20 protein-coding genes and 1 pseudogene are annotated in these 25,221 nt (G+C 69.8%); 10 read left to right on the forward strand and 11 right to left on the reverse strand.

The features are described from left to right. The 5 genes and pseudogenes from OHA55_RS35650 to OHA55_RS35670 form a co-directional block, all read left to right on the forward strand. A pseudogene (locus OHA55_RS35650) lies at nucleotides 1–413 on the forward strand (alpha-L-fucosidase); the annotation flags it as partial. A 246-nt stretch (nucleotides 414–659) separates the two neighbouring features. Continuing rightward, entirely contained in the window at nucleotides 660–1,907 is a 1,248-nt protein-coding gene (locus tag OHA55_RS35655) for an ABC transporter substrate-binding protein (protein WP_266714537.1), read from the forward strand. Further along, the gene (locus OHA55_RS35660; RefSeq protein ID WP_266714539.1) at nucleotides 1,886–2,839 is read left to right on the forward strand and encodes a carbohydrate ABC transporter permease; all 954 of its coding nucleotides are present in this window, start codon (nucleotides 1,886–1,888) and stop codon (nucleotides 2,837–2,839) included. The genes OHA55_RS35655 and OHA55_RS35660 overlap by 22 nt, the downstream gene beginning before the upstream one ends. A gap of 6 nt (nucleotides 2,840–2,845) precedes the next feature. Then, nucleotides 2,846–3,760, forward strand: a complete 915-nt coding sequence (locus tag OHA55_RS35665) for a carbohydrate ABC transporter permease (protein ID WP_266714541.1) — start codon at nucleotides 2,846–2,848, stop codon at nucleotides 3,758–3,760. Nucleotides 3,761–3,798: 38 nt separating this feature from the next. Then, nucleotides 3,799–5,796, forward strand: coding sequence for a right-handed parallel beta-helix repeat-containing protein (locus OHA55_RS35670; protein ID WP_266714543.1), 1,998 nt, complete (start codon nucleotides 3,799–3,801; stop codon nucleotides 5,794–5,796). A gap of 90 nt (nucleotides 5,797–5,886) precedes the next feature. Here the strand turns inward: OHA55_RS35670 and OHA55_RS35675 are convergent, their stop codons facing one another. The 3 genes from OHA55_RS35675 to OHA55_RS35685 form a co-directional block, all read right to left on the reverse strand. After that, the gene (locus OHA55_RS35675) at nucleotides 5,887–6,618 is read right to left on the reverse strand and encodes a GntR family transcriptional regulator (RefSeq protein WP_266714545.1); all 732 of its coding nucleotides are present in this window, start codon (nucleotides 6,616–6,618) and stop codon (nucleotides 5,887–5,889) included. A gap of 105 nt (nucleotides 6,619–6,723) precedes the next feature. Then, entirely contained in the window at nucleotides 6,724–7,713 is a 990-nt protein-coding gene (locus tag OHA55_RS35680; protein ID WP_266714547.1) for an acetylxylan esterase, read from the reverse strand. Between the two features lie 138 nt (nucleotides 7,714–7,851). Next, nucleotides 7,852–8,673 (reverse strand): amidohydrolase, encoded by an 822-nt coding sequence (locus OHA55_RS35685; protein WP_266714549.1) that lies wholly within the window; start codon nucleotides 8,671–8,673, stop codon nucleotides 7,852–7,854. A 218-nt stretch (nucleotides 8,674–8,891) separates the two neighbouring features. Between OHA55_RS35685 and OHA55_RS35690 the strand changes: the two genes are divergently transcribed. The 3 genes from OHA55_RS35690 to OHA55_RS35700 all read left to right on the forward strand — a co-directional run bounded on the left by OHA55_RS35690 (nucleotide 8,892) and on the right by OHA55_RS35700 (nucleotide 12,888). Next, nucleotides 8,892–10,733, forward strand: a complete 1,842-nt coding sequence (locus tag OHA55_RS35690) for a hypothetical protein (RefSeq protein ID WP_266714551.1) — start codon at nucleotides 8,892–8,894, stop codon at nucleotides 10,731–10,733. Next, the gene (locus OHA55_RS35695) at nucleotides 10,730–11,668 is read left to right on the forward strand and encodes an aldo/keto reductase (RefSeq protein WP_266714553.1); all 939 of its coding nucleotides are present in this window, start codon (nucleotides 10,730–10,732) and stop codon (nucleotides 11,666–11,668) included. The genes OHA55_RS35690 and OHA55_RS35695 overlap by 4 nt, the downstream gene beginning before the upstream one ends. Nucleotides 11,669–12,198: 530 nt before the next feature. Then, on the forward strand, nucleotides 12,199–12,888 hold the full coding sequence (locus OHA55_RS35700; protein ID WP_266714554.1) for a nucleotidyltransferase family protein: 690 nt from the start codon (nucleotides 12,199–12,201) through the stop codon (nucleotides 12,886–12,888). Between the two features lie 5 nt (nucleotides 12,889–12,893). Here OHA55_RS35700 and OHA55_RS35705 read toward each other — a convergent pair whose 3' ends face one another. The 6 genes from OHA55_RS35705 to OHA55_RS35730 are packed head-to-tail and all read right to left on the reverse strand — an operon-like array spanning nucleotide 12,894 to nucleotide 20,837. After that, the gene (locus OHA55_RS35705; RefSeq protein ID WP_266714555.1) at nucleotides 12,894–13,694 is read right to left on the reverse strand and encodes an endonuclease/exonuclease/phosphatase family protein; all 801 of its coding nucleotides are present in this window, start codon (nucleotides 13,692–13,694) and stop codon (nucleotides 12,894–12,896) included. Nucleotides 13,695–13,715: 21 nt separating this feature from the next. Further along, complete coding sequence (locus OHA55_RS35710) at nucleotides 13,716–14,369, reverse strand: hypothetical protein (protein WP_266714557.1); 654 nt, start codon at nucleotides 14,367–14,369, stop codon at nucleotides 13,716–13,718. After that, nucleotides 14,366–15,655, reverse strand: a complete 1,290-nt coding sequence (locus tag OHA55_RS35715) for a formyltransferase family protein (RefSeq protein ID WP_266714559.1) — start codon at nucleotides 15,653–15,655, stop codon at nucleotides 14,366–14,368. Before OHA55_RS35715 ends, OHA55_RS35710 begins: the two co-directional genes overlap by 4 nt. Beyond that, entirely contained in the window at nucleotides 15,652–17,511 is a 1,860-nt protein-coding gene (locus OHA55_RS35720; protein WP_266714561.1) for an aminotransferase class I/II-fold pyridoxal phosphate-dependent enzyme, read from the reverse strand. Before OHA55_RS35720 ends, OHA55_RS35715 begins: the two co-directional genes overlap by 4 nt. Nucleotides 17,512–17,561: 50 nt before the next feature. Beyond that, nucleotides 17,562–18,656 carry an aldo/keto reductase gene (locus tag OHA55_RS35725; protein ID WP_323180554.1) on the reverse strand — a complete coding sequence of 365 codons (1,095 nt, stop codon included), beginning with the start codon at nucleotides 18,654–18,656 and terminating at the stop codon, nucleotides 17,562–17,564. 24 nt (nucleotides 18,657–18,680) lie between these two features. Continuing rightward, the gene (locus OHA55_RS35730) at nucleotides 18,681–20,837 is read right to left on the reverse strand and encodes a radical SAM protein (protein WP_266714565.1); all 2,157 of its coding nucleotides are present in this window, start codon (nucleotides 20,835–20,837) and stop codon (nucleotides 18,681–18,683) included. Between the two features lie 495 nt (nucleotides 20,838–21,332). Between OHA55_RS35730 and OHA55_RS35735 the strand changes: the two genes are divergently transcribed. Together OHA55_RS35735 and OHA55_RS35740 are read left to right on the forward strand one after the other, a co-directional pair. After that, nucleotides 21,333–22,430 carry a hypothetical protein gene (locus OHA55_RS35735; RefSeq protein WP_266714568.1) on the forward strand — a complete coding sequence of 366 codons (1,098 nt, stop codon included), beginning with the start codon at nucleotides 21,333–21,335 and terminating at the stop codon, nucleotides 22,428–22,430. Between the two features lie 565 nt (nucleotides 22,431–22,995). Beyond that, nucleotides 22,996–23,658 carry a hypothetical protein gene (locus OHA55_RS35740; RefSeq protein ID WP_266714570.1) on the forward strand — a complete coding sequence of 221 codons (663 nt, stop codon included), beginning with the start codon at nucleotides 22,996–22,998 and terminating at the stop codon, nucleotides 23,656–23,658. Nucleotides 23,659–23,699: 41 nt separating this feature from the next. Here OHA55_RS35740 and OHA55_RS35745 read toward each other — a convergent pair whose 3' ends face one another. Both OHA55_RS35745 and OHA55_RS35750 read right to left on the reverse strand, forming a co-directional pair. Further along, nucleotides 23,700–24,539, reverse strand: coding sequence for a bifunctional 5,10-methylenetetrahydrofolate dehydrogenase/5,10-methenyltetrahydrofolate cyclohydrolase (locus OHA55_RS35745; RefSeq protein ID WP_266714572.1), 840 nt, complete (start codon nucleotides 24,537–24,539; stop codon nucleotides 23,700–23,702). Continuing rightward, nucleotides 24,536–25,156 (reverse strand): cyclodeaminase/cyclohydrolase family protein, encoded by a 621-nt coding sequence (locus OHA55_RS35750; protein ID WP_266714574.1) that lies wholly within the window; start codon nucleotides 25,154–25,156, stop codon nucleotides 24,536–24,538. The genes OHA55_RS35745 and OHA55_RS35750 overlap by 4 nt, the downstream gene beginning before the upstream one ends. Between the last annotated feature and the right edge of the window lie 65 nt (nucleotides 25,157–25,221).

The following is a 25,221-nucleotide window of genomic DNA, read 5'->3' on the forward strand; positions in this document are numbered from 1 at the left end:
GTCCCGACGGCAGGGGTTCGCTCGACCGGCGGGCGCGGGACACCCTGCGGGCCATCGCGGAGTGGAGCGCCCCGCATGCCCGCGCCGTGCACGGTGCGGGACCCTCCTCCTTCCGGCCGCCGGCGAACGCCCTGTACACGCAGGCAGGCCGCCGCCTGTATCTGCACCTGCTCGCCTGGCCGCTCAGGCACCTCCACCTTCCCGGCCTGGCCGGGCGGGTGCGCTATGCCCAACTGCTGCACGACGGTTCGGAGATCGCCTTCCACGAGGTCGACGGCGCCCGTCACGAGCACAACAACCTCGCTCCGCCGAGCCAGCCGCCGGGCACCCTGACCCTGACCCTGCCCGTCGCGCGGCCCGACGTGCTGCTGCCGGTGATCGAACTCTTCCTGGAGGAAGAGGAGTTGGACTGATGACGGACCGCAGGTGCGCGATCGGGCCGCAGGACGACCGGAGCAAGCGGTTTCGGCAGCACCCTTGAACATGCGGGATGCCGCCCCTAGCATCAGCTATCGATAGGCGATTGGAACGATGCCTACCAGGAGCCGCCCGCACCGTTCGGGCCCCGCATCCCCCTCTCCTTCCTGCCGAATCCGAACGAACGCCTGCACTGCACGTCGGCTATCGATTATTCATGACTACGCAATGGAGCGTGTCCGATGAGAACCAAGTGGCACCGAGCCTCCGCACTCGCCGTGGCTCCGCTGGTGATGGCAACCGCCGTCGCCTGCGGCGGGAGCGGGTCCGACGAGGCCGCGGGGGGCACCACTCTCCGCATCATCGTCAACATCTCGCCGAACCTGACGGAGCAGTACTGGAAGGGCCTCTTCGCCACCTACGAGAAGAGCCACCCCGGCGTGCACGTGAAGCTGGAGCTGACGGGCACCATCACGGCCAACGCCAAGCTCACCCAGGACCTCGCGGCCGGCGACCCGCCCGACATCGCCCAGCAGATCGACCTGGCCCCCGAGACGGCCAAGCTCTTCGCCGACCTGTCCGACCAGCCGTGGGCGAAGAGCACTCCGCTGGCCGACCAGTACGCCGTCGACGGCAAGACGTACATGGTCGGCGTGGGCGAGCAGATCCAGTCGCTGGTCTTCTACAACAAGGCGGCCTTCGCGAAGGCCGGCGTGGACGCGACGGAGATCCGGACGCTGGACCAGTTCACCGCCGCCATGGGCCGTCTGAAGTCGGCGGGCTACGAGCCGCTGCAGACCGCCGGCCAGTGGGTGACGGGCGGTCAGTTCTCGATGATGGCCGACGCCGGCGTGCTCACCGAGAACCCGCAGTGGACCAGTCAGCGCAACGACGGCAAGGTCTCCTTCGCCGACAGCGGCTATGTGCCGTACCTGAAGCACTACGAGGAGTGGATCGACAAGGGGTACCTCAAGAAGAGCGCGCTGGGGCTGACGTACGCCGACGGGCAGACAGCCTTCCTCAACGGCAAGTCGGCGATGTACATGATGGGTTCCTTCTTCGTGCCCGCGGCGGACGCGGCGAAGAAGAGCGACGGGATCGGTGTCTTCACGATGCCGACCGACGGCGCCTACCCGTCCGGCCAGTTCGGCAACGTCTCGAACCCCTACGCGGTGGTCAACCAGTCGCACCACAAGGCCGAGGCGATCGAGTTCGTGAAGTGGCTGGTCACCGACAAGGAGGCGATCCGCAGTCAGCTCGCCGCGGACGGCAATCTGCGCGCGGGCTTCAGCTATCCGATGTCCAGCCTCGGAACCGCGGTGCAGAAGATCCTCGACGCGACGCCGTCGGTGCTGGTGAAGGCCGGTGAGAACAAGCCGCTCGCCGGGTTCAGCGGCGAGCTCAACACGCAGATCCAGTCCTTGTACACGGGCACCTCCGCGAAGGATGCCGCGCGCGGATTGGACAAGTGGTGGAACTCGCAGAACTGACGCCGCGGGCACGGCGCTCCGTCGCCGCGTCCCCGCGCGCGGACTCCGGCCGCAGACGGGCCCGCTTCCGCGAGGCCGCCGTCACGTTGGGCATGATGGGCCCGGCCGTGCTCCTGTACACGGTGCTGACGATCGTTCCCGTGGGCGTGGCGGTCTACCTCAGCTTCACGGACTGGGACGGCTTCTCCACCGCGAAGCTCATCGGGTGGGAGAACTACAAGCACCTCTTCGACGACCCGAGTTCGACACAGGCCTGGTACGTGACGGCGCTGATCACCTCGATCGGCACCGCCCTGATGGTGGGCGCCGGCCTGGTGTACGCGTTGATCCTCAAGGCCAAGTCCCGTACGAACTCGTTCTTCCGCGCCGTCGCCTACTTCCCGCACGTGATCAGCGCGTTGATCCTCGGCTATCTGTGGGCGGCGATCCTCGGCACGAACGGGGCGATCAACAACACGCTGGCCAAGTTCGGCATGGAGCCGATCGGCTTCCTCTTCGACGAGAAGTTCGCGCTGTACACCCTGATCGGCGTCATCGTGTGGGCCGGATTCGGCTTCAACGTCGTCCTGTTCGTGGCCGCCCTGCAGACCGTTCCGGCCGAACTCCTGGAGGCGGCGGCGATCGACGGCGCCAACAGACGGCAGATCAATCTGCGCATCGTGATCCCGATGATCGCGCCCGTGGTCACCGTGGCGACCGTGCTGAACCTGGTCGGCCTGCTGAGGGCGTACGACATCGTGGTCAGCCTCACCGGCGGCGGTCCGGCCGGTTCGACGCAGACCTTCACCTATCTCATTCTCGCCCGGTCCTTCGAGGGCACCAAGGTCGGCTACGCGACGGCCCAGGCGGTCTTCCTGATGGTCGTCTCCGCCGCGCTCGCCCTCGTCGTGACCGCGCTGCGCAACCGCCAAGACCAAGCTGCGACCGGTTAGGAGCCGATGGTGGTCGTCACTGAACCAAGGGTCCACGACAGGCTGCGGACCTCACCGGTCTCCGCCCCCGAGGTCTCTCCGGCACAACGGCGGGAAGCCGGCTCGCCCCTGCGCCGGGTACTCCTCGGCCTGCTGTTCGTCGTCATGATCGTGCCGGTGTACCTGCTCGTCGTGAACGCCTTCAAGTCCCAACAGGACATCCTCGACAGCCCGTTCTCGATCCCGCTGAGCGGTCTGACCTTCGAGCACATGTCCGCCGCCATCAGCAATCCGCAGTACAACGTCATCGGCGGCTACGGCTTCACGCTCTTCCTCGTCGTGGCCGTGGACGTCCTGTGCATCGCGCTGGCGGGACCGGCCGCGTACGCGATCGCCCGCAGTCTCAAGAAGCGGACGCAGCTGGTGCTGCTGTACTTCTTGGCCGGCACCTTCATCCCCGGGGCCGCCGTGATCATCCCGGTGATCTACGTACTGCGCGAGGTCGGCCTCGCCAACACCGTGACCGGCCTGGTCGCGCACGACGTGGCCTCGACGCTGCCCGTCAGCATCTTCCTCTTCGTGGGCTTCATCCGCGCGATCCCGGTGGACATCGACCACGCGGCGACGATCGACGGCGCGGGCCGCTACCGGACCTTCTGGACCATCATCTTCCCGCTGATGCGTCCGGCGGTCGTCACCGTCCTGATCCTCAACTCCATCGGGATCTGGAACGACTTCATCTCACCGCAGATCCTGCTCAGCCCGTCGTCCGGTCACTACACGGTGACGACGGCGATCTACGCGGGCATCAGCCAGTACTCCACCGATCTGACGAAGGTGTTCCCCAACCTTCTGCTCGCCGTCGCACCCGTGATCATCTTCTTCATCTACATGCAGCGCCACATCATCAGCGGTCTGACGGTGGGCGCGGTGAAGGGATGAGCGCACGCATCGTTTCCCTCCGGAGAAAGGACCATTCAGTGTCGAGGAGAAGGTGGCCACGCCCCGGTACGGGCCTGTGGTCCGCAGCCGCCCTGCTCGCTTCGCTCGCCGTGGTGACGGCCGCAGTTCCGGCCGCCGCGCACCCGCATCCGCACAAGTCCCAGGCGGGCGCGGTCTACTACGTCGCTCCGTCGGGCCAGGACTCCCGCACGGGCACCACCGCGGGCCAGGCGTTCCAGCACATCCAGCGGTGCGCCGACGTCATGCAGCCCGGGGACACCTGTCTGATCCAGTCGGGTACGTACGCCGAGACCGTCGTGCCGGCCCGCTCGGGCACCGCCGCGCTGCCGATCACCTACCGGGCGGCGCCGGGGGCGACGGTGACGCTGAGCGGAACCGCGCCGGTGCAGGGCTTCTCGCCCGTCACCGGCGCGGACGTCGCGGAGATCGCCGAGAGAGATCCGTACGCCCGGAACTCCGCGTTCAGCGCCGCGGTGGCGGCCGGACACGTCTACAGCACCTCCGCCGACCTGGGCTCCGACGTGACGACCGTGCAGGTCTTCACCGACAAGAAGGCGGGCGTCGAGGCGCAGTGGCCCTACCCCGGGCTCGACCTGCTCGATCCCACGCTGCAGTACGCCGACACGGGGAGCGCGGACGCGACGATCACCGACCCGGCCCTGACCCGGCCCGCCGGGTACTGGGACGGTGCGCGGGCCCTGACCGGCTACTGGTACATCTCGGCGACCGGCACGGTGCAGAGCTCGGCCGTCGGCTCGGTGACGCTCGACGTGGCGCCCCCGTGCGTGCACAAGGTCGTGCCGAAGGAGACGCGGTACGCCCTCGCCGGAAAGATCGGTGAGCTCTCCCGCCCGGGCGAGTGGTTCTACGACCCCACCGCCAAGCGTCTGTACCTCTACAGCGAGGACGACCCGGCCGCGCACACCGTCGAGGCGAAGACCCGCACCCTGGCCTTCGACCTGACGGCCGCGAGTCACACGACCGTGGAAGGCGTCGGGCTGTTCGCTTCCACCATCAGGACGGGACCGACCAGCACGGGCGTGACGCTGGACGCGATCAACGGCACGTATCTGTCGCACTACACCGACATCACGCGCGGCGCGACGGACTGCGGCAGCACGGTGACGCGCGGCGTCGGCGACACGGGCATCGTCCTCGACGGGACGTACAACACGATCGCGAACAGTGATCTGTCGCTAAGCGCGGGCAACGGCATCGCCCTGCGCGGGCAGAACAACACCGCCACGAACAACGTGATCCACGACGTCGACTACATGGGGACGTACGCGGCGGGCATCGCCGTGCAGGGCAACAGCCAGACGGTCACCCACAACACGATCAGCCGGGTCGGCCGGAGCGGCATCAACCTCCAGTGGAACACGGTGGAGGGCCTCACCCCGGGCAAGGACCTGATCGCGTACAACGACATCTCGGGGTACGCCCGCCTCAGCCTGGACGTCGCCGCGATCTACACCTGTTGCAGCGCCTACATGATGGGGACGTCCATCGACCACAACGTGCTGCACGATCCGGAGCCGGCCACGACGCTCACCACCTTCGGGGTCTCGGGCATCTACGCCGACAACGGGCAGAGCGACCTGGTGATCGCGAACAACGTGGGCTGGGGCAACCGGGAGGGCACGGTGATGCTCAACGGTCTGGGCACCGGCTCGCACGACAACGGGGTGTACAACAACACCGGCGGGATGACCCTCTTCTACGTCAAGGAGCCGGGGCAGTCGACCGGAACGAAGATCTACAACAACGTCGGTGCCATTCGCGGGCTGACGGGTGCCACCGACGGCGGGCTCGTGCTCTCGAACAACCTCCCCGCGGAGACCGATCCGCTCTTCGTCGACGCGGCCGGGCACGACTTCCGGCTGACCGCCGACTCCCCTGCCCGGGGCCAGGCGATCGCGCTGCCGGGCATCAACGACGGCTCGACGGATACGGTGCCGAGCCTCGGCGCCTACCAGTACGGGGCGCCGAAGTGGGTTGCGGGGGCGGTCCGTTGAGTGCGCTCCCGTAGTCCCGGGACCACGCCCCGACGCAGGAGGGCCCGAGCCGGATGTCCGGCTCGGGCCCTCCTGGCGCTGGGGTGGCAGCTACTTCCTGGCTACGGCCCTGCGCGGTTTCCGCTTCACCTCACGCGCGTCCGGGACCGGTCCGCGGCCGGCCGCGTGGTCGGCGAACGCCTCGGCCGCCAGCTCGGCGTCGCGGGACCGCAACAGTCCGACGAGCCGGCCGTGCTCCTCCGCCATGGCGCTCCAGTCACCCTCGAAGAGGGGGTCGGAGATGGCTCGCAGGGTCCGCAGGCTCGGCTCGATGACCTCCCACATCCGGGCCAGGAACGGGTTGCCCGCGATCCGGCTGACCAGGGTGTGGAACTCGATGTCGGCATCGCGGAACAGGCTCACGTCGCTCGCGGCGACGGCGTCCCGCATCCGTTCGACCAGCGCGTCGAGTTCGCGGAGGTGGTCGTCGGTGAGGTGTTCGGTGGCGAGCCGCGCGGCGAGCCGCTCCAGCGGTTCGCGCACCTGCCGGGCGTACTCGGCGTCCTGTGCGGAGATCTCGACGACGAAGTGGCCGCGGCGCGGGACGTGCATGAGCAGGCCCTCTCGGGCCAGGCGCTTGACCGCCTCGCGCACCGGAGCCTGGCTCACCCCCAGACGCCGGGCGATCTCCGACTCGACCACGCGCTCGTTCGGTCCGAGATCGCCGTCGACGACGGCCTGGCGGAGCAGCTCGTAGACCTGATCCGAGATCAGGGTCTTGCGGAACCGGTCCTTGTTCGTGGCCAGCGTGGAGACGAATCCAGCCGACGCGGTCGATGCCATGAATTCCCAATCCTGCGACGGGCGAACCAGTTGTGTCATGGTACGCGCTCATCGTCTATCGATGGAATCTAGATGGGGTATGCACGGGGGTACGGTCCCCGGAAATCACCGGGCCGGGCCGTCCAGCTGCTTGGCCAGCCAGTCGAGTTTCACGACCTCGTGCGTGGGACCTCCGCCTTCGTGGTCGTTGAACGGGTAGGCGCGTATGTGCTTGTCGGCCTGGTCGACCCCGGCTTCGGCGCCGTAGTGGTTGAACGCCGCGTACCCCGTCGAGGGCGGGCAGATGTGGTCCATGAGCCCGACCGAGAACAGGGTCGGCGCGTTCGCCCTGCGGGCCAGGATGACGCCGTCGAAGTACGCCAGCGTGCGGGCGACCGTGCCCGCGTGCTCCCTGTGCAGCTTCACGAACTGCGTGACCTCGGCGTACGGCGGTTTGTCGGTGATCGTGGTGGCGCGCGGGAAGTGGCACAGGAACGGCACGTCCGGCATGACGGCCACGAGGTCCGGGACCAGGCCCGCCGCGGCCAGTGCGATGCCGCCGCCCTGGCTGGTTCCGGTGACCGTGACGCGCGTGGGGTCGACCGAGGGATGCGTGCGTACGGCGGCCACCGCCCGGACGGCGTCGGTGTAGAGCCGTCGGTAGAAGTAGCGCCGCGGGTCGAGCACCCCGCGGGTCAGGAAGCCGGGCGCGGCGATGTCGCCGGAGGCCGGGTCGGGGTCGGGCGTCTCGGCGCCCTGTCCCCGGGTGTCCATCACGAAGTGCGCGTACCCCGCGCAGGCCCACAGCCGCTTCTCGTGCGGGGCCCCGCGTCCGCTGCCGTATCCCAGGTACTCCACGACGGCGGGCAGCGGCCCGGAGCGGGTGACGGGCAGGTGCAGCCAGGCGCGTACGGGGTGCCCGCCGTATCCGGCGAACGTCACGTCGTACGTGTCGATGGTGGCGAGACCGTTGTGGACCGGTTCGAACGTCACGGTGGGAGCGAAGTCCCGCTGTTCGTCCAGGGTTTCGCGCCAGAACGCGTCGAAGTCGTCGGGCTCGTCCAGAACCGGGCGGTACCGCTCCAGCTCCTCCAGGGGCAGGTCGAACAAGGCCATGTCGCATCTCCGCATCGTCGAAGTCGGGCCGGCCGGCCCGAGGATTTTTTCATCGTCTATCGATCATCGAGGGAATCGAATCAAGGTGCTCCGACGGGTGTCAACCACGAAGGACGGCGTCACCGCGAAGGCCGGGTGTCAGCCTCGAAGTCCGTACACCCGGACGGCGTTGGTGTGCAGGATCCGCCGGCGCTCGTCGTCCGGGAGGTGGTCGAGCCCGAGGCAGGAGAGCTCCAGGGAGTCGGCGCGGCTGCCGCGCGACAGACAGATCGGCCAGTCGGAACCGACGAGGCACCGGTCGGGGCCGAGCCCACCCACCACGTGCCTGACCAGCTCCGCGATCCGTTCCGGCGGCACGCCGTGCTGTTGGGTGAGCAGGCCGGAGATCTTGACGACGACGTTCGGCGCCGAGGCGGCCCGCTCCAGGTCCCGGTACCACTCCCCGGGGTCGAGGCGGAGGTTCGGCGGGTTGCCGAGATGGTCGACGACCACGGTGAGTTCCGGATGCCGGGCGGCCACCCGGGCCGCCGACCGGAGTGCCCCGGATCCCAGGTTGAGCTCCAACACCAACCCTGCGGAGGCGAGTTCCGGCACCAGCGCACGGGCGGACTCCGGGCAGTCCGCCCAGTTCGCACCGCCCAGGCGCATGCCGTTCGGGCGGGTGTCGCCCAGATCGTGCAGCAGGGCGCGGAAGCGCCGGGGGCCGCCGTCGCCGTGGACGTGCAGATTTCCCACGTACCCCGCGACGAGGTCGGGGCGGCTGGTCCGCCATGCGCGCAGGTCAAGCGTCTCGCCGGCGTCGCCGCGGGACCCCTCGACCAGGATCGCGCCGGTCGGGGCGGCGTCCCCCGTCGACGCCTCCAGGTCCTCGATGCGAAACGCCCGGTCATGGACGCTTCCCGGGTGGATCCATGGGAATCCCAGCGCCGGGTCCCACAGGTGCACATGGCAGTCGATCACGGTCGGGATCCTCCTGAGGTGCCGTTCCCGAGTATTGACAGGCCGACTCGCGCCGGTGAGTCTAACCATCGGCTATCGATGGTCGATTGTGAAGGGCGGATGTTCTTGATGTCCAGGGACCGACGGACCAGTGGCTCGAACACGGTGACAGGGGTGGGGATATGACGGCCGGCGCCGTGCCCGGTCCCCGTCTCCGGGCGACCCGCACCCTGACCGAAGTGCCTCGCTGGGCCGCGCTCCAGCGGGAGTTGTTCGCCTTTCAGGACAGAGCCTGGCGGCTCTTCTCCGACCGTTACACCGAGGGTGACGGCCGCCTCGTCTTCCGGGACACGCTCGGCGTCGGCCCGGACGGCCGTGACGGCGTGGACGACTTCTACGAGCCGTTCTTCAACTGGCCCACGCTGTACGTCCTCGGCGGCAGCGCGGATCTCCTGACGGCGGCGCGGCGGCACTGGAGCGGCGTGTCCGCGCAGCTCACCGAGATGGGCATGCTCCGGGGCGGGCTGGAGCGCGGATACGACTGGTTCCACCAGGGCGAGGGCCTGCTGCTCTTCTACGGCCTGTGCCTGGCCGACCCCCATGACCGTCGACTGCGTGAACTGGCCAGCAGTTTCGCCGACTTCTATCTTCCTGGCGGCCCGAACTACGATCCGGATCACCGGGTCGTGCGCGCACCGCACAACGGATCGGCGGGGCCGCGCGAGGGATTCAGCGACGAGGAGCCGTACTTCCCGTGGAGCCTCGCTCTGCGCCCGTACGGGCTGCCGCTCGACGCGATGGACGACGTCACCTCCTTCGACCAGCTCGCGGCCGACCCCGAGCGCGCCCGCTCCTACGGCCGTGCGATGTGGGACCGGATGGGGCGCGGTGACACGATCGTCAATCTGGCCGCGACGGGACTGGCCACGAACGCCTTCCTCCTCGGCGGTGAGCAGCGCTACGCGGACTGGGTGAGCGAGTACGTCGGCGCCTGGCGGGAACGGCTCGACGGACACGACGTCGTGCCGGACAACGCGGGCCTCAGCGGCAAGGTGGGCGAGTACCTGGGCGGCCGGTGGTACGGCGCGCACTACGGCTGGTCCTGGCCGCACGGCCTCTCCCCGGTGGGCAGCGCCACCCTCGTAGGAGCCTCGAACGCGGCCCTGCTGACCGGCGACCCGGCCTACCTCGACCTGGCCCGCAACCCGCTCGACGCCGTCCTGCGGCAGGGTGAGCAGCGCGGCGCCGACGACCGGGGCACCCTGGGAGAACGCTGGGATCCGCATCTGGACGCGATGGACGCCGACCGCACGCTGATGGTCCCGCAGCGGCACAACGACGACGGCTGGTTCGACTTCACGGTGATGCCAGGCCAACTGCCGCTCTCCCTATGGCACTTCAGCCGGGAGGACGCGGATCAGGAACGTATCGAGCGGCTGCGCGCCGGCGCCAACTGGGACTGGACGGCGGTGCACACCCAGCGCATCAAGGACGAGGCAGGCCACGAGGAGCCGTGGTACGAGTTCCTGCGGGGCCGGAATCCGGGCTTCCCCGAGCGCATGCTGCGCAGCGCCCTCGACTCCTGCGCCGCACGCGTCGAGGCCATCGAGAACGACCCGGTGGACCCGGCTGTGGGCCCCGGCATCCTCGACATCCACCACTGGCAGAACCTCAACCCCGTGGTCACCGAGGCGCTGCTGCAGCTGACCACCGGCTCCCCCCAGGTGCTCTACAACGGGGGCCTCACCCACATGCACCTGCGTTACTGGGACGCGGCCGGACAGCGCCCCGGCCTTCCCGAGGAGGTGGTGGCACTCGTCTCCGACATCCGCCCCGAGCGCACCGTCGTGGACCTGGTCAACCTCGGTGGTACCGCGCGCTCGCTGGTGGTGCAGGCGGGCTCCTTCGCCGAACACATCCTGCACACCGCGCAGGTCGACGACGGTCCCGTCGAGGAGGTGGGCGGCCCCCATTGCCGCGTGGAACTGCCCGGAGGCACCCAGGTGAGGCTGAAGCTGACGATGACCCTGCGCGGCGCCCGCCCCACCTGCGCCACCCCGTTCCGCCAGGAGGCGCGATGACCGTCCGGCTGCCCTTCGACCTACCCCGCCTGGGCATCGGAACCGCCCCGCTGGGAGGCCTGTTCGAGGAGGTGTCCGAGGCGGACGCGGTGGCCGTGCTGGAGGCCGCGGCCCGCGAGGGGATCACCTACTTCGACACGGCACCGCGCTACGGGCACGGCCAGGCGGAGGACCGGCTCGGCCGCCTGCTGGCTCCGGCGGGCGTCACGGCGCCGCTGATCTCCACCAAGACGGGCTGGCTGCTGCGGCCGAACCCCGACGGTTCGCCGGGCGAGGTCGTCACGGACTGGACGGAGGCCGGTATCCGCGCCTCCCTGGAGTCGAGCCTGGACCGCCTGGGCCGTTCGTCGGTCGACGTGCTCTATCTGCACGACCCCGACGCCTTCCCGGACGAGGTCCGGCGCACGGCCTACCCGGCGCTGCGCCGTCTGCGGGACGAAGGACTGGTACGGGCGATCGGGTTCGGCATGAACAACAGTGCGCCGCTCGCCGCGTACGTGGCGGAGTTCGACGTGGACGTCGTCCTCGTCGCGGGCCGGTTCTCGCTCCTGGACCACGACGCGCTGGGAACACTGTTGCCGCTGTGCCTGAGGACCGGCACCTCGGTGGTGGTCGGCGGGGTTTTCAACACCGGTCTCCTCGCCGACCCCTCCCCCGGCGCGATGTTCAACTACCGTCCCGTTCCGGAGCGGGACCTGGCCCGTGCGCGGCGGTGCCGCGACCTGTGCGCGGAGTACGGAGTGCCGCTCGCCGCGGCAGCGGTCCAGTTCCCCTTCCTGCATCCGGCCGTCGCGTCGGTCGTCGTCGGCTGTCGGTCGGCCGCCGAGGTCACGGCCAACGCGGCGGCGTCGCGGTTCCGGGTCCCGGACGCGCTGTGGCGGCGGTTGGGTGAAGCAGGTTTCGTTCCGCCGGAGTTGGTGCCCGCCGGGGAGTGAACCGAATCGGCGCGACCCCGGCCCGGCCCACCGCACGCGCCTGGCCGGGGTCGCGCGGGCCGGGGTCGCGCGGGCCGGGGTCGCGCGGGCCGGGCCGACGACGCTTTCCGGACGGGTTCCTTTGGCGGCGCGGGGCCACCGAGAGGACTCAGCCGAGCAGCGGGCCCGTGAGCGCGGTCTGGTGAAGAACGTGGCGGCCGGGGCCTCCAGGTCGATCATCGTGCTGGTGGTCGTGATGACCTCGATCGGCTTGGTTCGCGCGTAGGGTCCAGGATCACTACCCGAACGGGCGAGCGAAGCATCCCCCGACAAGGTCGAGCTCTGTCAGAAACAACTGCACGCGCACCGAGGTGGTTTCGCGTAGGTCTGATCAAGCGCGTTGCTGGTGGCGGGGCGGTCCGCGAGGCGCAGGCGGCTGCTGCGGTGGTCGGGTGGCCGTCCCATGGCACTCAGACCTTTTCCGACGCGGCACTCGCGGCTTCCCAGTGATCCGCTGCGTCACGGCAGCCCCATGTGGCATGGTCGGGCAGGTGCTTGCCCAGGACTTCGAGGTCCGTCGAAGCGACCTCTCAAACATGCCCTTCTCCGCATCCGATCTGCACGAACTTGCCGGCGCCCCTCCCGAGGAGCAGGCGTTGGCGTTCGCCAGCACGGTCATGCGGAACCCGACCATCACCGCCGTGCTGGAGCGGCTCTCCCCCCTTGATCTACCGCCCTGGTACCTGACTGCGGGCTCCCTGTTCCAGACCGTGTGGAACGCCGCCGCCGGCCGCGAGGATCTCAACCACGGCATCAGAGATCACGACCTGTTCTTCTACGACCCGGCTGATCTGTCGTACGAGGCGGAAGATCTCGTGATCAAGAAGTGCCTGAACGCCTGCGAGGATCTGGGCGTCGAGGTCGAGCCGCGCAACCAGGCGCGCGTTCACCTTTGGTACGGGGGGAAGTACGGCAAGGACATCCCGCAGTATTCGAGCCTCGCGCACGCCATCAGCAGCTTCGCGGCGACGTGCTGCTGCGTCGCGGTGAACCTGAACGAGGACGGGGTGCTCAGCATCCACACCACCCATGGGTTCGAGGACTTGTTCAACGGGGTGCTGCGTCCGAGTCCCGTGACCATCGCTCCTCGCCAGGTGTACGAGGACAAAGCCGCGCGGTGGATGGAGGTGTGGCCGGCCTTGCGGAAGCTGCCGTGGCCACAGGACTCGGACGCCGGGTAGGACCGTTACCGGGCGGTCAGCACAAGTGCTGCGTGGTCGCTGAGGCCGGAGGACCGGGCGTGGTCGTCGAAGCCGCACTCGGTCAGCCGCGCTGCGGCCCTCGGGGACATCAGCGCGTAGTCGAGCAGTTGGCCGCCCTGCGGGCCGTACCAGGTCAGGTCGCGGCCGTCCGGCTGGACGCGGCGGTAGCCGTCGATCAGGCCGAGCGCGATCAGGGACCGGTAGAACTCGTAGTCGTGCTCCTCGAACAGGCTGCACGGTGGCTGGTGGCCGGGCTCCAGGATGTTGTAGTCACCGGTCATGAGGACCGGGACGTCCGGCTCACCCGTGAGCCTGAGCCGGAGCGCCTGGACGACCTGTTCCTGGAACGCCTTGCGGTTCTGGCTGCTCTCGGCGGACATGCCGTTGGTCAGGGAGTACAGGCCGATGACGTCCAGGTCGCCGAAGTGGGTGGTCAGGCGGGCGGCCACGAGGCGGGGTGTTTCGAAGGAGAGCGGTACCGAACGGACCTGGAAGCCCTTGGTCGCGACCAAGGTCACGTAGCGGTCGTCCGGTCCCGTGCGCGGCTGGGTGACCGTGAAGCCGCTGCTCTCCAGTTCCTTGGTGAGGTGGCGGCTCCCGTCGCCGATCTTCACCTCGGTCATGACGATGACGTTCCGCTCGGTCTCGTACAGCCAGTCCACTTGGCGGCGGGCGCGCTCCAGCGAGGGGCTCGCCATGTTCCAGGAGAGTAAGCGGAATTCACGTCGGGCGACGTCGTCGCCAACGACTTCGGTGTTGCCGAACAGGAAGTCTTGGTCGGTCATCCTCGGGGTCCTTTCCGGTGGTCAGGCTGCGGGGCGGTCGTCGAGGATGTCGGTGATGCTCGTGGTGAGCCGCGCCACCGTCATCCGCTTGTCGGCACGTTCCTTCTCGCTCTCGTACTTCGCGCCCTTGACGACGAAAGAACTGCCGGTGGGCGCGTCGATGATGCGGAAGCTGTCCTTGGCCGCCGGTCCGCGCAGGACGAGCGAGATGGTTCCCGCCTCCGCGGTCACGGAGTGTACGGCGGTGTGGTCCAGGACGTACCAGTCTCCGACGTTTTCGGTGCGGATCTGAAGTGGCCGCAAGTTCTCCGCCGAGGCGGATTCGAAGTCTCCGTCGGAGCCGTACTGCGTGTGCCGGTAGGAACCCGCGAGGATGGCGGAAGCGAAGGGCCAACGGTGGTTGTGCGGACGGTCGAAGTAGCCCGCGCGGAAGCGGTGCAGGCGAACGCGGAAGCCGTGCTCGGGGTCGTCGTGCAGGACGAGCTTGTCCATGAAGTCGTAGCTCTCGCACATGTCCACCAGCGCTGCGTCACCGGGCAGTTGGCGGAGGAGATGGACGACCAGACTCCAGCGCGCGTCGGTCAGGGTGGCGAACGCCCTCTCCGCCGCGGCCGTGACCGCGGGGAGGTCGTTCCAGTCGAGGTGGTGGAGCGAAGGGAGAATACGGGAGGTCATCGCGGGGCTCCGGGTGAGTAGGTGGTGTCGAGGAGGCGCCGCAGCGCGGGGTGCATGCGGTAGAACCGGCGGGCGGTACCGTGCTGCCGCCGCCCTGAGGGAAGCTCTCCCGACCGGGCGAAGCCGGCACACACCTCGGTGAGAAGGCTGATCTGCGCGTCCTTCACGGCCTGCCGGAGGTCGGGGGAATCGGCGGGCACTTCGCGTTGGGCGAGAACGTCGCCGGCGTCGACCGCCTCGGTGACGGTGTGGACACTGCACACCGGGCGGTCGCCCGCCAGGACGGCCCACGCGACGGCGTCCATGCCCCGGTACGCAGGCAGGGCGCCGTTGTGCGCGTTGACGGTGCCGGTGCGCGGGGCGTCCAGCACGGTGGCGGGCACGACGTCCATGCCGATCAGGACGAGAAGGTCTGTCTTCCACTCGGTCAGTGCTGCGGCGGCGTTCGGCCAGTCGCGGTGGGCGACTCGGACGGTAGGTGCTGCGGGAGCGTCCACCAAGGCTGCGCGGCCGGCGGGGAAGACCGCGGCCTGGCGGGGGGACGGGTACCACGCCGAGGCGTAGACGCTGTCCGGAGCGGGACTCCCGCCTCTGTCCTGGTGCAGGACTACCCCGGCGACGGAGAACCCGGCCGTTCGCGCCGCGTCCAGGAACAAGGGGAGGCCCTTGGAGTCGGCACCGGCCATCACCGCGATACGACCGTCCCGCGCGGTCGGCGCGGGACGCTCCGCTACCGGGGTCGCCGCGGGGAGTCGGGCAGGTCGGGGGCGCGGCAGCGTGTCGAGGGTTTCCAGCGCCTGCGACAGCACGGCGACCGCGAGCGAGGTCGGGGGCACCGGGGCAGTGAGGCAGACCGCGAGGAGCTTCAGAGCGGCGTTCAGGTAGCGAGGGTCGGCGGTGGCACGGGTGATGCCGATCCAGTGGCGGCACAGCCACAGGTACAGCTCTGCCAGCTCGGCATCGACCGTGGCCACGCGTTTCGGTACGGGAGGCCGGACCAGGGCGGAGGTCTCCACAGCATGCAGCAGGGCTTCCTCCGCCGGATCGGAGGCGTAGTGGTGGCCGATACGGCCGGAGAGCCACGCACGGGTCTGGGCGCGCACGTTCCCGGACGCCGTCGCCGGCCGGGCGACGAGCACGGGAGCGGGCAAGCCGAGGCTGAGGCGTCCCGCGAGCAGGGGCGGGGCCTGTCGGACGAACCCGGCCCGCAGGGCGGACAGGGAGCCGGCCGTGATCAGGTCGCCGTCATCGGCGGCGACGCCGAGCGAGCGGGCACCGGGGATCACCGTGCTGCCTCCGCGGCCGTCCGGGCGAGGACGGACAGGTGGTGGGCCACCGCCGCCTCGTCCCCGGGGAAGCCCCACAAAGGGGTCTTGAAGAACGAGCCGATGAACGCCTCAGCACCGGGGAAGACAGGGACAGACACCGGGGACGCGGCCCATGGTGCGGTGCGAGCCGGACGGTGGAAGAGGGGTTCCCCGGCGACGACCGCGGTGGATCCGGGGATGTCGAAGTCGGCACCGGCGGAGGTGAGCCGGTCGACGAAGACGTCGATCGGCACATCGGCCGCTTCGTGGTGGTAGCGCAGCCCCATCACGTAGAGGCCGTGCTGCCCGTCCTGGGGGTCGACCACGACCGGCGAGACGACCGGGTTGTCCTTGAGGACGGTGGCGAACGCGTCGGCAACGTCCCGCCGCCGGGCCTCGATGGCGTTCGCCTTGGCGAGCTGGTCGAGTCCGATCGCCGCACCCACGGTCGTGGCCCTGGACTTCAGGCCCATACCGGTCAGCGCGTACGGAAAGTACGGCTGTTCGGGGTCGATCTCCTTGAAGCACCGCTTGTTGTAGTGGCCGTGCAGCAGTGCGAGGTCTCGGTAGCGGTCGTCGTCGGTGACCAGTACTCCGCCCTCGCCGGTCGTGATGGCCTTCTGGTTGGTGGAGAACGCGGCCATGTGCCCGTAGGTCCCCACGCGTCGGCCTCGCCAGGAGGCGAAGTGCGCGTGCGAGCAGTCCTCCAGCAGCAGGAGTCCTCTGGCCGTGCAGAACTCGGCGATGGCCGTCATGTCGCACGGGATGCCCCACATGTGGGTGACGACGACCGCCCGGGTCCGGTCGGTGACCAGCTCCGGGAGACGGGCCGGATCGAGGTTCCCGAAGCGGTCGGCGTCGGCGAAGACGACCTTCACCCCCTCGTACGCGAACGGGGTGGCCGTGGCGAAGAACGTGTAGGCCGGCGCGATGATCTCGTCCCCTTCGGCCAGACCGGCGGCCACGCACATCGCGTGGAGCGCGGCAGTCCCCGAGGAGAAGGCGATGGCGTGACGTGCCCCCACGAAGTCGGCGAACCGGGCCTCGAACTCGCCGATGACGCCGCCGGCGTCGCGATCGGAGAGCGACCGGGTCAGCTGGCGGTCGACGGCGTCGCGGAGGCTGTGGTCGACGTGCGGCCACGTGTACGCCGGGATCTGCTCCGGGCCCTTTCCGCCCACGCCGAGAAGGTCCTCGATGATGCTGACCAGCCGCTGGACCGTCTCGTCCTCGGGTTCGCCGGCCGGGACGTCCAGGACGGTCCATCCGTGCCGGCGCGAGAGCGCGACGAGCCGTTCCAGGCCGCGCCCCTGGTAGTCGAGGAACGACTCCTCGCCGAGTTCCGGATAGGCGCCGTGCATGCCGAGTTCGGCCGGCCGCAGGTCCTCCGAGCGCCGCTCCCAGAGCTGTTCCGGTTCGACGCGCAGCATGATCACGTGGTCCGGGGTGCGGACCTTCGCGAAGAGTTGATCGATCTCGTACTCCGCCCAGCCCTGACCTGCGAGCTTGGAGGCGAGCTTGTAGTACCAGCCGTCCACGATCACCGGGCCGTCCTCCAGAGCGGGAGCGACGACCTGCTCGCCGTGGGCGGTGAACCAGGACGACTGGAGGTGCGCCCAGAAGTGGTCGGGCAGATCGGTCGCGTCGCCGCTGTGCCACAGCATCTGTGCCATCGGTCTCATGAGGGTCGCCGCGTAGGCGGAGGCGGTGGAGACCTGGCGGCGGCTCAGGTACTGCACTCCCCGGGACGCGAGGGTGGCTGCGACCTTGCGCGCGAGGGTGGTTTTGCCGGCCCCGTCGGGACCTTCGAGGACCAGGAACGGTTGATTCAGCATGCGTTTCCTCTCATGGGCCCCCGGCCTCCGGGGGCCCAGGACGGTGACGATCACGCGGACTCGTCGGTGAAGACCTCTCCCGTGGCGTCGAGCGCTTCCTGCGCCCGCCTCCCGACCTCGGCGAGGTACACGATGTCCTCGGCGGTGAGCGGATCGCCGGGGGTGGTGAGGTTCTGCTCGACTTGGGTGGCGTTGGTGAAGCCGGTCAGGACGACGGCCGTCGGCCACCGCTGGAGCAGGTAGCGCAGTGCGACGTGGACGAGGTCGACCTGCCCGGCGCCGTAGCGCGTGCGGATCAGGTCGAGATGGTCCTGAAGCACGTCCAGGGCCGGCGCTGCGAACCACCGCTTGCGCAGGCGGTGGTCGCCCGCACCGTAGACCGGCGGTCGGCCCGGCGTGTGCTTGCCCGTCAGCAGTCCCTGTCCGAGCGACTTGTTGACGATCACGGGGACGCCGTGCTCGGCGGCGAACTCGCGGATGCCGGCCGTGGCGTCCTGGGGGGTGAGGAGGTTGTCCCGGACCGCGAGGATGTCGGGCCGGACCGCGGCGAAGTGGCGGCGGAACCGGGCGTGCTTGTCCGCCTTGCCGGCCGGGGCCGCCTCCCGCCGCTCGGGGGCGTACCGATGCGGCCCTCGCATGCCGACGGCCTTGATCAGCCCTTCCGCCTGGAAGGCGCGCATCGTTTCGACCGCGGCTTCCAGGTGGACGTCGTCCGGGCCGAAGTTGGCGTTGTGCAGGGCGTACACGTCGAGATGGTCGGTCCCGAGGTGGGTGAGCGTCTTCTCCAGCTGGGCCCGCATGTGCGCCGGAGCGTAGGCGTTCTCGAACTCGCCGGCGAAGTACCCGACCTTGCTGGTCACCGCGACCTGTTCGCGCGGGACGTCCTTCAGGAAGATGCCGAGAAGGCGCTCGGAGTGGCCGTGCCCGTACACGTCGGCGGTGTCGAACAGGTTCGCGCCGAGCTCGAAGGCTCGCGCCAAGGCGTCGAGGGAGCGGGTGTCCTCGGCGGTGCTCCAGCCCATGGGCATGCCGAGGTTGTCAGCCGGACCCCCGATGGGCCAGCAGCCCATCCCGAGGCGGGAGACCGTCTTCCCTCCGGGGAGCGTGGTTCTGCCGCCAGGTGCTGTGGAATGCGTTTCGGACACAACGTGCCTCCGTCGCCGAGGTGTTCAGGTTCCGCACGGGTCACTGGCGTTGATGGACCGCCAGTCATCGGCCTGCTGCCAGCGGCGGTGCTCGTATTCAAGGACCTGCGCGTGCTCGCGGGGAAGAGCGCGAGTCACTTCACCGGTCACGTCGGCCATGCGCTCCCTCAGCCCGCCGATCTCCACGTCCAGCAGACCGCGGAGACGGGTGGACAGTGCCGTCGTACCGCTGTAGGCGCCGATGGCCACGGGGGTGTCCTCGATCGAGCGGAGAAGATGTCCGAAGACGGTGTACGCGGCGTCCTTGAGAACCACGCGGGCGCCGCGCACCGCCTGCCACGGGGTGCCTTCGAGGACCTTCTCCAGGGACTTGAAGGTGTAGTCCAGTGCGAAGTTCCGGTCCACCCACAGCTGGGCCCACTCGCTGGCCACGCCGATCCGCCAGTCCGCGAACCGGCTGTCCACCCGGCCCATCGACGGTCGCTCCTCACCGGTCAGTCCGGCGGCCGACGCCTGCCGGGTGTACGCCGCGCCGATCAAGCACTCCATGCTGACGAGCATGTAGGAGATCGCGCTGTGGAAGGGCCGGCCGGTCGAGTGCGCCGCCACCCACTGCGGGTCCTGAACCCCCTCGACGATCTCCTCCACCGGTACGTCCGGCAGTGGACGGAGCAGAAGATCGGTGCGGCCCTGGTACTCGTACGTCGCCCGCAGTTCCTCCGGCGTCATGAGCTGGTCGAAGGATATGTACGTGAACCGGGTCGGGACGCCGAGCGCGGACAGGGTCCGGATCGCCTGGGCGTTCTGCTCGCCCGTCGTCTCCTTGTTGAAGCGCGTCAGGATCGAGTCGACGCCCGACTCGACGCCGAACAGGCAGCGCCGCAGGCCCCGGTCCTGGAGCGTGCGCCACATGGTGGCGCGCTCGGTGTGCCAGGCCCGGTCGCGATCGGGCCTGGTGACCTGGTCGATGCGGCAACTGGTCTCCCACTTGAACCCGGCGTCGTGCAGGGTGTGGGCCATGTCCAGGGCCCGGGGCACCGCGTCGAGGCCGCGTCCGATGAACTCCTCGTCCACCAGGTACAGCGTTCGCGACACGTGCGGGAAGTCGTCGTAGATCTGGCCGACGGCGCCCAGGAACCAGGGGAACAGCTCCGGTTCGGCGCCGTGCCACTGCCCCTTGTGGCCGCGGGGGCAGAACGAGCAGAAGTTCGTGCACCCGCGGGAGGTCTCGGCCTGTCCGACTCCCCGGACTTCCAGAGTCGCCGGCAGGAGATCGAGTTCGGGGAAGATCTCGTCCTGCGAACTGCTGACCGGCTTGGCCGTCCGGCGTCGGGCGATGCCCAGCACCCCGGTGCCGCGTGAGCCGCCGTTGTAGCCGATGCCCTGGATCTCGTCGAGGCGGATATCGCCGTGCCAATACCTGAGGACATCCTTGATCGTCGGTTCGCCAGCTCCTCTGGCGATTAATAACTCCGGGTAGGTCTTCAGCAGAAGTCCCTCGTTGCGGGCCGTCAGGCTCCCGCCGGCGACCACGAGCGGAGGACTGGGCAAGCGGTAGGTGATGTCGAGAAGCTCGGTCATCAGGTCGTGCTGCCCGAAGGTGGCCGAGATCCCGAGGATGTCCGGGCTGTCGGCGGTGACCTGATCGAGGAGTTCGGCCAGAGTGACACCGAGCTGCATGTCACGAAGGTCGACGTCGCCGATGAGCGTGGAACGGACGGCGCGGGCCACGTCGCTGATTCCCAGGGGAAACCGCGGCAGCGGGAAGTACTCCGGGTGATACAGGGCGGTCACCAGGACGCGGGGCCGCGTGAACCGGTGGGCGGCGTAATCGTCCACTTCCGCGCGGGAGATCCACGAGTCCGGGTTCTCGATCGTGATGTGCCCGGTCAGCCACTCGGGCCAGCGGCGGGACGCGTGGGGCTGCCCGGAGAGGTCAGCGATCACCCATCTCCGGTCCGTACGTTCGATCAGCACGAGTCGCCGGTCCAGGGTGCCGGTGACCCGCAGGCGTCCGATCCGGTCGCTGTACTGACGCTCCAGGTGCCTCCGCAACAGGCTCGGGGAGAGAAGCAGTCGGTCGGCGACTTCAGTAGTGGTCGGCGTCCCGCTGTCCAGTGCTGCGCGCAGGGCGGCGAAAAGCCGGTTCGCGGGGGTTCCGAGGCCAGCTGCGATACTCATTCGTTCCTCATCTCTGCGAAGTGGTGCATGAGAGGCCGTACGAGAACGTGAAATGGAGCATCCGGGCAGTCGAGCATGCCCGGCGGCGCCGTGGGCTGCCAGCGCTTTCGCGCTTCTTGGGGTGGATGCGCAACACGCTGCCTCCCGGGTTGTACGAGCGCACCACGGACCGGCTCTCACGGACGGTTGACTGCCCCTGTCTGCAACGGCGTTGCAGGACCTGCACACGCGGTTGCCGGCGGAGCCAGGGTGGTGCCGAAGCCACGGCGCGTCTTCAGCAGCCCTTCCTCCGCCAAGGGCCGAAGGGCATTACTCACCGTGCGGGCGCAGATGTGGAACTCTGAGGCAAGATCAGCGGTCAGAGGTGTGTCCGGGGGATGGTTCCGTTCGCGATGCGGGCTCGCACTGCCTCGGCGATGCGAGCGCCGGTACCCGAATGACGATGCGGTCGACGCCCGTATCTTCGCAGTCGTCACCAACCGGGAAGGCACACTCATGTCCCGCACCACCCCGCGACGTCCCTGCGACGTCGAGGCCCTTTTCCCCGCACTGGCGGCCCACCGGCGCACAGCCACCCGGCTGCACCCCCGGCACGGCACGCCCACGGCCCAGGAGAGCTCGGTGGCGGGCCCCCTCCTGTGGCCGGCCGACGAACCGTGGCCGGTCTGCACGGCCGGACACCCGAAGGGCACCGGCCACCTCCTCGCCGACGTACGACTGCGACGTCGCATCGAGGAAGACGCCTCGGGACGCGAACTCTCCGAGGACGAGCGGCGGCTGCTCGACGGCATGGCAGTCGGCAATCACTTCCCGGAACTGCGTGACGACGCACCCCTGCCGATGCTGGCTGTCGCCCAACTGCTCGCCGCCGACGTCCCCGATCTGGACGGGCAGGAAGGACACGACCTGTTGCAGGTCTTCTGGTGCCCCTTCGAGGTGCACGGGCCCGACCGCACGATCGATGTGATGCTCATCTGGCGACGCTCCGCAGACGTCAGCGCCGTCCCCGTGCTCTCACCGCAGCCCGAACCTCCAGTGGTCGGCCGCACGGAATGCGTGCCGAACATGTGCGTCGTCCACCCTGAGCAGGTCGTGGAACACGAATACCTCGGACTGTTGGAGGAGAAACTCCAAGAGGAGATCTCCGCATGGGAAGAAGGTCTCCTCGACGACGAAGGGGACATCGACAACGGGGACATGGACAACTCCTCCTCGCCGGTCGGCTACGCGACGTACGAGGAGTACGAAGCGGCCATGGCCGCGGCCAGAGCCGAACAACCGGAGGAAATCGACTACCAGAGCGACCTCTCGATCGCACCCGGCTGGAAAGTCGGAGGCTACGCGTCCTGGCACCTCACCGATCCCGCACCGGTCAACTGCCCACTGTGCGGGGCGGCGATGCCGCCGCTGCTCACCGTGGACACGTGGGAATGCGACGGCGCCTCGCGCAGCTGGTTGCCCGTCGAAGACCGAGACGCCGACAACCCGCTCCATGCGATCGCCCCGGTCGGTGTCCATCTGGGGCGCGGCCTGATGCGCGTACACACCTGCCCGACCGACCCTTCCCACCCTCATCGGCTGAGCTTTCAATGAGCGTTCTCACAGTGGCCGCCACCGATGGGGTGACGGTGGTGAGGCCACAACGCACGAGGCACCCGTGCTGTTGGGGGGACGCTCGAAGTCTCGACTCGTCAGCTCAGGAGCCTCGCTGGTTCCTCCCTGTCCGCCGCACTCGACCGCGTTCGCCGAAGAGCGGAGAGTCGCGGCGGGGCAGAGCCGACGGTTCTCCCGAGCACGGTCTTCACCCGGCCGGTGACTCTTGGTAGCGCCGGAGGGCGGGTGCAGACCGACGATCCCGGCGGCGGGTTCCGGCTGTTCGAGAATGTCTTCGCTGGAATCGAATTCGTGCACCGCATCGCTCCGGTGCCCTCGACGTAGGCCTGATGCCTCCGCACCTCGATCCAAGGCGAGCACGCACCCCCCGCCCGGCTGTGCACGCCTCGAACGGACCTTTTTCCAGGCCGCGTTCGCCGACGTGGACGTCTTCGCCGCGGCGGTCTGCCGCGCTGCGCACGGCACTCGGCCAGGGCTCCTTGTCCCCCGCCGGGATGGCAGAGTAGCGTCCGCGCCGACGCTGTCCACGGGGGGATGGTCCACGGTGCGGCTGCTGGTCCTGGGCGGTTCGGTGTTCGTCGGGCGGGCGGTGGTGGAGGTCATGGGCGAGCGCGCGCTGCTGTCGCGTCCCGGCCTGGTCCTCGGCCCCTGGGAGCACCCGGGCCGGTTGCCGAGGTGGCTGCTGCGGATGGCGGCGGCCGCGGAAGGCGAGCCGGTCCTGGTACCGGGCAACCCCGGCCGGGGCGTCCAGTACATCGACGTCCGCGATCTCGCGCAGTGGATTCTGCACGCTGCCGAACAGGGGCTGGGCGGGGCGTACAACCTGAGCTGCCCGGCCGGCCACGCGACGATGGGCGGCCTGCTGGACGCCTGTGCGGAGGTGACGGGAGGTGCGGGCCGCCTGGTGAGTGTCGACGAGCCGTGGCTGGCCGACGCGGGTGTGGTCCCGTGGACCGAGCTGCCCGTCTGGGTGCCTGCCGAGGGCGAAGGCGCCGGGATCTACGACGTGAATCCGGGGGCGGGGATCGCGGCCGGTGCGCGGTACCGTCCGCCTGCGGAGACGGTGGCGGACACCTGGGCGTGGCTGCGGCGGATCCCTGCGGAGAAGGCGGGCAGGGCGGTGCGCACCGCCGAGTGGCTGTCGGCCGAGCGGGAGGAACGGGTCCTGCGGGCCTGGCAGGAGGAAACGGTCCGCCGGACGCGCTGAAGGGCGTCCGGCGGACCGCCTGCGGGACTTTCGAGACAGGCTCAGCCCTCGGCGGCCTGCACGGTGTGCCGGAGCAGCAGTGCGGTGGTCACCGGGCCGACACCGCCGGGGACCGGGGTGAGGCCGCCGGCCCGTTCGGCCGCGGCCGGGTCGACATCGCCGGCGAGGCCCCCGTCCGGGGTGGGGTTGGTGCCGACGTCGATCACCACGGCGCCTTCGCGGACGTGGTCGGCGGTGAGCAGGCCGGCGCGCCCGACCGCGGCGACCAGGACGTCGGCGGTGCGGGTGACGGACGCGAGGTCGGCGGTGCGGGAGTGGCAGACGGTCACGGTCGCGTCCCGGTCGAGCAGGAGGTGCGCGGCGGGCTTGCCCACGACGGTGGACCGGCCGACGACAACGGCGTGCCGTCCCGACAGCTCGACCTCGTGGTGCTCCAGCAGTCGGACGACGGCCTCGGCCGTTGCCGGGGCGAACGCCGGGAGCCCGGCGGCGAGCCGGCCGAGTGACAGCGGGTTGGCCCCGTCGACGTCCTTCTCGGGCGCGATGGCGGACGCCAGGTCCTCCAGCGCCGCGCCGGCGGGCAGCGGCGTCTGCAGGATGACGCCGTGCACCTGCGGGTCGTCGCTGAGGCGGCGCAGGGTGTCGTGGACCTCGGTGGTGGTGGCCTGCGGGCCGAGGTCGACGACGTCGCACACCAGCCCGCACTTGGCCGCCGCGCCGGCGATCGAGCGGACGTACCAGGCGCTGGCCCCGTCGTCGGTGGCGCTGACCACGGCCAGGCGGACGGGCCGGCCCTGGGCGGCCAGCTTCGCGGCGAGTTCGGTGGTCTCGGCGCGGATCGCGGCGGCGAGTTCCCGGCCGGAAAGGACGGCTGCGGTCACCGGTTGATCTCCTTGCGTACGGCGGCGGTGGTGGCGGCGGCCCGTGCCGCGACGTGGTCGGCGGCGGCGGCCCGGGCGGCGAACGCGGTGCGCGCGGCCTCGTCCTTGATGCCGCCGAGATTCACCTCGACGTTCACCTGGCCGGTCACGGCGGCGGCGCGGATGGCCTCGGCCGCGGCGGCGACGTCGCTGAGCACGTTGCGATTGCCGACCGGGAGCAGCAGCTCGGCCAGCTCGGCCAGCCGGGTGGACAGTTCGACGGTGCGGGCGGGCGGTTCGGCGGCACCGATCAGGGCGCCGGCGATGGCGGCCGAGCGGGCGGCCTTCTCCTCGTCGGTGGCCTTGGGCAGGCGGTAGGCCGCGGCGACCGCGCCGAACGCCGCCGCGTCGTCCTCGGCGAGCTGCAGGGCCTGTGCGCGCGCGTCGTCCGTCTCGGTGCGGACGCGGCTGATCACGGCCTCGTGCTCCGCGTACTTCGGCCCCTCGCTGTAGCGGGCCACCATGCCGAGCAGGGCGGCCGCCTGGGCGGCGTGCAGCGCGGCACTCGCCCCGCCACCCGGAGCCGGGACGCGGTCCGCCAGCTGCTGGAGGAAATCACCGATGGACTGATCGCGCATGCATGCTCCGTAGCGAACTGGATTCCGTCATTGGCGTCACCGATGGTACCGGCGACAGCGGCAGG

The sequence above is a fragment of the Streptomyces sp. NBC_00102 genome (genome assembly GCF_026343115.1).
Lineage (GTDB): Bacteria > Actinomycetota > Actinomycetes > Streptomycetales > Streptomycetaceae > Streptomyces.